The following is a 10512-nucleotide window of genomic DNA, read 5'->3' on the forward strand; positions in this document are numbered from 1 at the left end:
CCGGCCGGCGCGAGATCCGCGTCAGTTCATGGAGCGGCGGCGCTGGGCCTGCTCGAGGCGGGCGAGCTCGCGGCCGATCTCCCAGAGCGCGCTGTCGATCAGCGTCTGCAGGACCGAGTTGCCCGCGCCGGCCAGCGCCTCGCGGGCCGCGATGCAATGGTCGGCCGCCAGCTCCAGCGGGTGGACGTCCGGTTCCTGCGCCGCCGCGGCGATGTCCTGGCCGGCGGAGCGGCTCTCCGTGATGTCGATCAGGATGCCGTGGCCGAGCACGGGACGCCCGTCATCTCCGAGGTCGATCCGCCCGCGGCTGAGCAGCCAGCGATCCTCCCGCCCGGGCGGGCAGACCCGGTACTCGCAGCAGAAGGCGCCGCCCGCACGGCCGCTGCTGAGGAGATAGTCGATCAGCCAGTCCTGGTCGTCCGGATGGATGCAGGCCGTCGCCTGCTCGAAGTTCAGGGGCTTGCCGGCGAGGCAGGCATCGCCGGCGAGGAGTCCGGCAGCGCCCCCATCCAGGACGACGCGGCGCCGCGCCACGTCCCACTCCCACACGCCGACCACTCCGGAGGCATGCAGGGCGGCCCGCAGGTCCGCATCGGACGTCCCCGGCCGGATGGCCGCTGCTGAAGACCCCATTTCCACTCCCATCGGCGACGATGGCCCGGCAAGGCTGAAGATTGCTCACCATAGCAGGATCGGAAAGGCTGGAGAGCAAAATTTGCGAATGGAATTTCGAAAAGTGCTCTATTTTCTGTCGACGCGACCGAAAAATCAGCACCCGATGCGCGTCTCCGCGCATTCTGACCTCGCACGGTCAGGTTCAGCATTCATACGATTTGAGGTTGCATCGTCTGGTGGACCGGCGCGCGGCGCGGTCGCGACGAATGTTCCGCCGTGCGGCGGATACTCTTCGACAATACACGCTGAAGTAGAAATTTCGGGCTGAGCAAGCCCGCGGGGCGCTCCGGCGGAAGTGCGCGGTGCCGTTCGGCCGCGCGAATCGCCGGTGCGCCGAGGCTACCCCCGATAGCCTGTGCCGACGCCCGGGGGCGCGACCTCAGCCGCGCTTGGCCAGCAACTGCTCGATCAGGGAGCCGCCCTTCTCCATCTCCGAGAGCTCCTCCGCCACCGCGTCGACGGTCTGGCGGATCTGCTCCTCCGTGTGCTCGGAGGTCAGGAAGAAGCGAAGGCGCGAGGCGCGCTCGGGCACGGCGGGATGTATGATGGGCTGCACGTTTATGCCGCGCTTGAACAGACGATCGCTGAGCGTCACCGATTTCAGCGAGTCGCCGATGATCACGGGGATCACCGCGAGGCCGAGGCTGGTGCCGACATCGAGGCCGCGGGCCTTGGCGCAGGCGAGGAACAGGTTGCCGTTCCGGCGCAGGCGCTCGACCCGCTCCGGCTCGGCGTGCATCACCGCCAGCGCCGCCTCGGCGGCGGCCGCGAGCGGGGGCGACATGCCGACGCTGTAGACGAAACCGCCGGCCGTGCACTTCAGGTACTCGACGAGGGCCGCGGGGCCGCAGATGTAGCCGCCGCAGGTGGAGAGCGTCTTCGAGAAGGTGCCCATCCAGATGTCGACGGCGCTCGGATCGACGCCGCAATGCTCGAACAGCCCGGCGCCGGTGGGGCCGAGGACGCCGAGCCCGTGGGCATCGTCGACCATCAGCCACGCATTGTAGCGCTCCTTGAGTGCCACGAAGCCCGCGAGGTCCGGCGCGTCGCCGTCCATGCTGTAGAGGCCCTCGATCACGATGAGGGCGCGCCGGTGCTCGTGCCGCGTCGCGGCGAGCAGGCTCTCCAGGGCGTCGAGGTCGTTGTGGGCGAAGGAGCGGCGCTGCGCGCCCGAGAGCTGCGCCCCCGTGACGATGCTGTTGTGGATCAGCGCATCGTGGAAGATCACGTCCGCCGGCTCGAGCAGCGCGCCGATCGTGGTGACGTTGGTGGCGTGACCGCTGACCATCACCACGCAGGCGTCGGTCCGGTAGTGCTGCGCGAGCGCCTTCTCGAGCGCGATGTGGCCCGGCCGCTCGCCGGCCACGACCCGGCTCGCCGAGGCCGAGGTGCCGTAGGCGTCGATCGCCTCGCGGGCCGCGGCGTTGATCCGCGGATGCCCGTTGAGCCCGAGATAGTCATAGGACGAGAAGTTGATGAACTCCCGCCCGTCGATACGCGTGGTGGCACCCGCCTTGGCGTCGTGGACTCGGAAGAACGGGTTGCCGAGGCCGATCAGGTCGGCCGCCGAGCGCTGGAGCTTGAGCTCGCGGTAGCCCGACAGGGTCTCGAAATCCTGGGCGCCCGCGTCACCCGACTTCGGCACCGGCCGGCCTTGCGCCGGCCGCGCGGGGCTGCGCCCCATCCGGTTGGTGACGAAACCTGCGAGCGCGGCGCGCCCGTCGTCCGGTCGAACCGGCTGCGTCATGGCAGGATCTCTTTGATCTCCAGGCTGTTCTGCTCGACCAGCGTCTTGAACGGCTCGAGCTTCTCGGCGTCGATGTCGCCGACATGCTTCTGCGCGAGGCTGAGCGCCACGCCCGCCGCCTCGTCCACCGGCGCCGAGATCGACTGGATCAGCGTCTCCGATAGCTCGTTGACGGTCAGGCCCGACGAGATGCCGGCCGGCGGCGCGTCGAGGGCGAAGCGCTCCTGCAGGCTGGCGCCGAGCTCGACGCCCATCAGCGAGTCGAGGCCGATCTCGGAGAGCTGGCGCACGCGGCTGATGTCGTCCTTCGGCAGCCGCAGGATGCGGGCGATGTCCTCGACGATGGCGTCGGCCACCGTCTTGCGCACCGCGTCGATGTCCTGCGTCTTGAGGAGGCTCGCGATGTCGATCGTCGCGACGCCGCCGGCCTCCGCCTGCTGGTCGGAGCCGAGATCGGCGTAGCTCGGCGAGCGCATGGTGGCGAGCCGCTCGCGCGCCTTGCCCCAGTGCATCGCCGCGATGGCGACCACGGCCTCGTCCGGGCTCGACCCCTGTCCCTCCAGGGCCTCGGCCATCAGGTCGAGGCAGCGGCGGGCATCCATCGGCGTGACGCCGACGCGGCCGGCGAGGGTCTCCATCACCGCCTTGTTGCGGGCGAGCACGCCCACATCGCCGATCGCTCCCCAGGCGACCGCCATGGCCGGCAGGCCGGCTCGGCGGCGCTGGCGGGCGAGGCCCTCCATGAAGCCGTTGGCCGCCACGTAGGCGCCCTGGCCCGGGTTGCCGATGAAGGTCGTGGCCGAGGAGAAGAGCACGAAGTAGTCGAGGCTGCGGTTGCGGGTCGCCGCGTCGAGATGCTGGGCGCCCACCACCTTCGGCTGGATCACTGCCTCCAGCGCCTCGGCGTCGAGGTTGGAGATGAGGCCGTCCTGCAGCACCATCGCGCCGTGGATGATGCCGGCGAGCTTGCGGCCGCCGCGCTCCACCTCGGCCAGCAGGGCGTCGACCGCCCCGCGGCTGGTGATGTCGCAGGCCTTGGCCTCGACCGTCACGCCGCGCTCGGTCAGCTCGGCGAGCAGCGCCTTCGCCTCGTCGGTCGTCGCGCCCTTGCGGCCGACGAGGACGAGGTTGCGGGCGCCCCTGTCGGCCAGCCAGCGCGCCGCCTCGATGCCGAAGCCGCCGAGGCCGCCCGTGATGAGGTGGACGCCCTCCTGCGAGATCGAGAAAGCGTGCTTGACCGGGGCCAGCACGCGGCCCGGAGCGGGCGGCGCGATGACGATCTTCCCGACATGCCCCGACTGCTGCATGAGCCGGAACGCGTCCGAGGTCTCCTCGGCCGTGAAGGGCTGGTAGGGCAGTGGCTTGAGGCCGCCGTCGTCGAACAGCGACATCACCTCGCGGAAGAGCCGCGCCCCGTCCTCGCCCTGGTGCTGGAGCACTTGGTCGAGGTCGACGCCGAAGTAGGACAGGTTCCGGCGGAACGGGCGCAGGCCGATATGCGTGTTGGCGACGTAGTCACGCTTGCCGAGCTCGACGAAGCGCCCGAACGGCTTCAGCGCGTTGAGCGAGCGCTCCATCGCCTCGCCGAACAGGCTGTTAAGCACCACGTCGACGCCCTCGCCGGTGATGCGGCGGACGTCATCCACGAAGGCGAGCGAGCGCGAGTCGAGCACGTGCTCGGCGCCGAGCGCCTTGACGAGGGCACGCTTCTCCCGCGAGCCGGCGGTGGCGATGACGCGCGCACCCTTGAGCTTGGCGATCTGGAGCGCGGCGAGGCCGACGCCGCCTGCGCCGCCGTGGACAAGCACCCACTCGCCCTTCTTCAGGCGGGCGAGCGAGACGAGCCCGTAATAGGCGGTGAGGAAGGCCACCGGCACGGTCGCCGCCGCGCGCGGGTCGAGCCCGGGCGGGCTCGGCGCCACGACGAGTTCCGGCACCACGATGTGGGTCGCGAAGCCCGACTGCGCGAAGGCGACGACGGGATCTCCGACCTTGAAGGTGCGGACGCCGGGACCGACCGCGACGACCCGGCCGGCGCATTCGAGGCCGAGACGGGGACCGGCGAAGCCGTCCTCCAGGATCTCCTCGGGCAGCATCGAGAGCGCCCAGAGCACGTCGCGGAAGTTCAGGCCGGTGGCCTCGACGGCGATCTCGACCTCGCCCTGGCCGGGCTTGCGGCGCTCGGCCGGCCCCCAGACCATCTCGTTGAGGCCGCCGGTGTTGCTGCGCTCCAGGCGCGCCGCCTCGGCCGGCACCGCGTCGGCGGAGGCGCGGCGAGACACGACGTCCGGGCTGAAGCGGATGACGCGGGTCCGGTCCTCGTCGAGGATGATCTCGGTCTCGGGCGTTCCGGACAGGATCAGGTCGCAGAGCCGCTCGGCCGCCCGCTTCGAGAGCATGGAAGGCGCGAGGTCGATCCGGCGCACGTCGAGGTTCGAGACCTCGTTGGCGAGGGTGCGGGTGAAGGCCCAGACGCCGGTCTCGACGGAGGCCGCCGAGCCGCCGCGCTCGCGGGTCGCGCCGGGCGCCACCACCCACAGACGGGTCTGGCGGCTGCCGAGATGCTCGACGCAGCGCTTCAGGCTGAGGCAGCGGTCGCGCAGGCGCTCGGCCGCGTCGCCGCCGCGGGTGAAGGCGCCGGCGAGGAACACCACCGTGTCCGGCGTCTCGCGCTCCAGTTCCATTAGGGACGCCTCGGAATCGAGGATGATGGAGACGTGGACGCCGCTCGCCACGAGGAGGGTCGCCAGGGAGGAGGCGGTCTCGGCGGCGAACTCGTCGTCCGATCCGATCACGAAGGCGAAGCTCTGCGCGGGCGCGGGCGCGGGGCGCTTCGGCGCCTGGGCCGTCAGCAGCAGGTCGTCGCCATTGCCGGTGGCGGCCTTGTCGACGGCGACGCTCACGAGGCCCGTGGCGCTGAGCGAGCGCTGCCAGCCGGTGATGTCGTCGAGGCGGCCGACCGGCATGTCGTCGGCGGCCATCTCGAACCAGCCGGGGGTGAGGCCGAAGACGAGATCGCGGAACAGCGAGGCACCGGGCTCGACCGCCACCAGCACGCCGCCCGTGGCGAGCGCGTCGGCGAGGCGGGCGACCACCTCGCGCGGGCCGCGATGCAGGACGCCGCTCGCGATCACCACGTCGAAGGCCGCAGCATCGAGCGCCTCCGCTTCCTCGACGACGGCGACGCCGCGGGGAAGGGCGAGGCGGGCGCGCTCGGCGAGGCGCCGGTCGGTCTCGAAGACGGTGAGGCGCGCCTCGGCGCTCTCGGCGAAGGCGGCGGCCTGGGCCGAGAGCGGGCTGAAGCCGACCTGCAACAGGCGGACCGCCCGGTCCTTCGGCAACCGATCGCGGCTCTCCGAGAGGATCGCGGAGACGACGTCCGCCGAGGCGCGGGCCGTGGCGCTGCGCAGCGTGAAGGCGTCGATGGCGTTCTGCGGGAGGACGGGCGCGTCGGTCAGCTCGCCCGCGATCAGTCGATCGACGAGGGCGCCGACATCGGCCACGAGGACCAGCTCGGCCGAGAGCTCTGGATGGTCGGCCGCGATCCAGCGCATGATCTCGTCCGGCGCGGGCAGAGTCACATCCTGGCGCAGCGTCCAGCTGCGGCCGCTCAGCTCGGCGAGGCCGCTGCTCTCCAGCCCGTAGAGGGCGTTGACGAGCCAGGGCCGGATCTCGGCGGGTACGCGCCCGTCTATGGCCACGGCGCCGGCGCGCTCCAGACCCTTGGCGAGGCGATAGGCGAGGGAGGTGGCCCAGCCCTCGAGGAGCAGGTGGCCCGGTGAGAGCGGCGCGTCGGCCGGAGCCCGGGCGCCGCGGGCACTGACCTCGATCGCCGCCGCGATGCCGGGGCCGCGCTCCGTCGGAATGGCGGTCGGCTCGGTGGCGAGTTCGGGGCGCTGCGTGATCGCGTAGGCCGCGAGTTCGTTGCCGCCCTTGGCGCGCAGGGCCTGGAAGCGGCCCTCGCGGATCGTCGCGATGACCTCGCCCGCGGCGTCGAGCACCGAGAAATCGGCCAGGATGCTGCGCTCGTTGCAGCGGCGGGTGCGGATGACGGCCTTCGCGATCGCGGCGCCGGGACGGAGGAGCCGCACCTCGCCGAAGCGGACGGGAATGTAGGCCTTGGTCGAGTTCTCGCCGAGGAGATCGGTGAACAGAAGGATCAACCCGTGGAAGCAGGCGTCGAGCCGCGCCGGCACGAGTCCATAGCGCGCGTCGGCCTCGGCCGGCACCAGCTCCGAGACGATGGTGGTCTCGTCGAGCCGGGCGCTCAGCGCCACCTGGCGGAAGCTGGGGCCGAAGCCGAGGCCGGCGGCGAGGGCGCGGGCATAGAGCGCCTCGCCCGTCACCGCGTGCTCGGCCGGGATCTCGACATCCTCGCGGGCGGGCAGGGCGTAGGTGCCCTCGACGATCTTGGCCGAGGCGTGGAGCTGCCAGGGCGCCTGGGTGAGGCGGGGGCGGCTCAGAATCTGAAGCTGGTTGCCGCTGCCGGAGAGGCGGACGGTGACCTCGCGCAGGGCCTCCTCGCCGAACACCATCGGGCCGTGGATCTCGAAATCGGCGAGCACCACGGCGTCGCTGCGCTGCGACTCGCGGGCGACGGCGAGCGCCATCTCCACGAAGCCCGCGCCCGGCATGATGGGCTGGCCCTCGATGCGGTGATCGTCGAGTTCGGGCACCGTCACGACATCGACGTAGCCGTGCCAGTCGAGGCCGTCCGCCGCCATGCGCGAGCCGGCGAGCGGGTGGTAGGGGCGGGGAGCGGTGCCGCCGACGCCCTCGTTGGTCTCGGCGAGCCGGAAGCTGCGGCGCTGCCAGGGATAGGCCGGCAGGCTGACCGAGCCCCTCGGCGCGTCGCCGAAGACGCGGGCCTCGTCGACGGCCGCGCCCTGGACGAGGGAGGCGGCCAGCGCCTTGCGGATCGGATCGCCGCCGGCCGCCTTGCGGTGCATGACGCCGACCACCGCGTTCTCGATACCGAGCGGCTCGATCGCGTCGCCCACGTGCGACATCAGGGTGGCGCGGGGGCCGACCTCGACGAAGACGCGGGCGCCGAGGCGGGTCGCCTCTTGCACGGCGGTGCAGAAGCGGACCGGCTCGCGGATGTTGCGCCACCAGTACTCGGCGCCGAAGGCATCACCCGCCAGCACCTTGCCGGTCACGGTCGAGACCATGGCGGTATGACCCGCGGCCGGCTTCAACCCGGCGAGGTCGCGCAGCAGCGGCTTCTCGGTCGGATCCATGATCCGGCCGTGGAACGGGTAGGCAAGATCGAGCTTGCGGCCGCGGCGGCGCTTGCGCGAGGCGGCCTTCAGTGCGGCGTCGATCGTCGCCTCGGGGCCGGCGATCGTGATCGCCTTCGGGCTGTTGTAGGCCGCGATGTCGAGGGTCGGGTAATCCTTGAGGAACGCCTCGCTCTCCTCGACGGGGGCGAGCATGACGGCCATCGTGCCCTGGCCCCGCGTCGTCTCCTGGTGATGGCTGCGGTAGAAGATCACCTTCACCGCCTGCGCGAGGCTCAGGATGCCGGCAGCCTCCGCCGCCGCGATCTCGCCGACGCTGTGGCCGAGGACGTAGGCGGGCTTCAGGCCCTGCGCGCGAAGGGCCGTGGTCGAGGCGCTCTGGATCGCGAAGATCAGCGGCTGCGACACGCTGGTGAGGATCAGGCGCTCCTCGAGATCCGCCGCGAACAGCGCGTCCTTGAGCGACCATTGCGAGAGCGGCTGGAACAGCGCGTCGATCCGGTCGAACGCCTCGCGGAAGGTCGGGTTCTCGGCGTAGGCTTCCTGGCCCATGCCGGCCCACTGGCTGCCGTTGCCGGAATAGACGAAAGCCACCTCGGCCGCCCGGTCGACGGCGGTGCCGACGAGGGCCGCGTCCGTGTCCTCGGCTTCGCCGACGGCGCGGAGAGCCGCGACCACGTCGGTCGCGCCGTCGAGAGCGATCGCGACGCGCGCGGGCAGGCGCTCGCGGCGGTGCGCGGCGGCGGCGGCGATCCGCGCCGCCTCGTCGGCGGTGGCCGCCTCGAGACGGTCGGCGTAGTCCTGTGCGAGCTCGTTCAGCGCCGCCCGGCTCTGAGCGGACAGGAGCAGCATCTCCGGCGCGCGCGCAGGCGTGCAACCGGCCGCCACCGGCCGGCCGTCGGTGAGGACGACGTGCGCGTTCGTGCCGCCGAAGCCGAAGGAATTCACGCCGGCGAAGCGCTCGCGGGAGCCGCGCTCCAGGGGCAGCGCGCTCTGCAGGACCCGGAGGTTCAGGTCGCCGAAGGGGATCTCCGGGTTGAGCTCGGCCGCGTGCAGCGAGGTCGGCACGAGGTCGTGCTCGAGGGCGAGGCTCGCCTTGAGAAGGCCTGCGAGACCGGAGACCGGCTCGGTGTGGCCGATATTGGTCTTGATGGAGCCGATCGGCAGCGGCGCCCGACGCAGGCGGCCGAGCCGGCCGCCGATGGCGCTGGCCTCGATCGGGTCGCCGACCGGCGTACCGGTGCCGTGCGCCTCGACGAAGGCGATGTCGTCCAGCGGGATCTCCGCCTCGCGGTAGACTTTCTCGAGCAGTGCGCCCTGCGCGTAGCCGGAGGGCAGCGAGATGCCAGTGGTGCGGCCATCCGAGTTGACGCCGCTCGCCGCGATCACGCCGCGGACCGTGCTGGCCTTGCGACGGGCAGCCTCGGCCGATTGCAGCACGAGCACCACGCCGCCCTCGGAGCGCACGTATCCGTCGGCGCTCGACGAGAAGGCCTGGCAGAGGCCGGTGCGGGAGAGCATCTGCGCGTTCGAGAAGCAGATGAAGTTGAAGGGACTCGCCAGCAGGTTCACGCCGGCCACGATCGCCGTGTCGACCCGGCCCGCACGGATTGCCGCCACCGCCGCGTCGAGGGCGACGAGGGATGAGGAGCAGGCGGTATCGACCGTGAAGCTCGGGCCCTTCAGGTCGAAGATGTAGGAGATGCGGTTCGAGAGGATCGAGAGCGTGTTGCCGGTCGCCGCGTAGGCGTCCCCCGACGAGGCGTCGAGGATGCGCAGGTTGCCGTAATCGAGGGAGGATGCGCCGACGAAGACGCCGATATTCTCGCCCGCCACCGCGGAGGGACGCAGGCCGGCATCCTCAAGAGCCTCCCAGGTCAGCTCCAGCAAGAGCCGCTGCTGCGGGTCCATCTGCTCGGCCTCGCGCGGCGAGATGCCGAACACGGCCGGGTCGAAGGACCAGATGTCGTCGAGCACGCCCGCCGCCCAGGTGTAGCTCTTGCCCCGCTCCTGGGCCCGCGGATGGCCGAAACGGTCGAGCGACCAGCGGTTGTCGGGGATGTGACTGACGGCGCATCGCGCCTCGGTCAGGAGCTGCCAGAGCCCATCGACGCTGGGAGCGCCCGGGAGCCGGCACGAGCGACCGACGATCGCGATGTCTGCACGTTGTGTCACGTTCGATTCGCACACGCTCGTTAACGGGGGACGATTCGGATTGCCGACCACGGACCAATCCCGTCCACCCTTAGTATGGCACTATCATGGTGTCCAACCTGAGGGCGCCCCTCCTCGGCGGATCAGCCGAGATGGTGCGAGGCTGTGACACGTATTCATCACCTATGGTTGATCATCGCGAGACAGGATTCGAATGTCCGCCGCGGATGATCTCCACCTAATCCACAGTTCAGCGTCCCGAAATTGCCACAATTGCGGCCGTGTGCGCGCAATTGAATTTGTCCGCACGCTCTGCCGATCGAGCATCATTTGCCCGTGCACCGGAATGTGGCCCGGCCGGAGGCGCATTCTGTTGGGCACACCGTGACGGCATGAACCGTCAGGTCCGCACAGCCCACTTTATCCATCCGTTTCCGGCAGGAAGGCGGCGCGATCCGGGCAGATCGGAACAATCACGCTGTCGGATCCTGGGCACGCCCGACGCTGGTATATCTCAAGCCCCTGCGGGCCATGTCCTCGGGGCGGTAGACGTTGCGCAGGTCTACAACCACAGGTTCGGCCATGATCGCCTTCAGCCGATCGAAGTCGAGCGCCCGGAACGCGTCCCACTCGGTCACAAGGACCAGCGCGTCGGCGCCCTCCGCGCAGTCGTAGGGGTCGGCCGCATACCCGATA

General features: G+C 70.9%; 4 protein-coding genes. All 4 read right to left on the reverse strand.

Annotated features, from left to right (window positions below; translation table 11 throughout):
• Positions 1–21: 21 nt before the first annotated feature.
• Positions 22–633 (reverse strand): PAS domain-containing protein, encoded by a 612-nt coding sequence (locus tag MOX02_RS28015; RefSeq protein ID WP_170268029.1) that lies wholly within the window; start codon positions 631–633, stop codon positions 22–24.
• 421 nt (positions 634–1054) lie between these two features.
• On the reverse strand, positions 1055–2422 hold the full coding sequence (locus tag MOX02_RS28020) for an aminotransferase class I/II-fold pyridoxal phosphate-dependent enzyme (RefSeq protein ID WP_147029078.1): 1368 nt from the start codon (positions 2420–2422) through the stop codon (positions 1055–1057).
• The gene (locus MOX02_RS28025) at positions 2419–9837 is read right to left on the reverse strand and encodes a type I polyketide synthase (RefSeq protein WP_170268030.1); all 7419 of its coding nucleotides are present in this window, start codon (positions 9835–9837) and stop codon (positions 2419–2421) included. Before MOX02_RS28025 ends, MOX02_RS28020 begins: the two co-directional genes overlap by 4 nt.
• A gap of 452 nt (positions 9838–10289) precedes the next feature.
• Positions 10290–10512, reverse strand: a 223-nt coding sequence (locus MOX02_RS28030; protein ID WP_244948457.1) for a UDP binding domain-containing protein, incomplete at its 5' end; no start/stop codon positions are given.

This window comes from Methylobacterium oxalidis, assembly GCF_007992195.1.
Classification (GTDB): Bacteria; Pseudomonadota; Alphaproteobacteria; order Rhizobiales; family Beijerinckiaceae; genus Methylobacterium; species Methylobacterium oxalidis.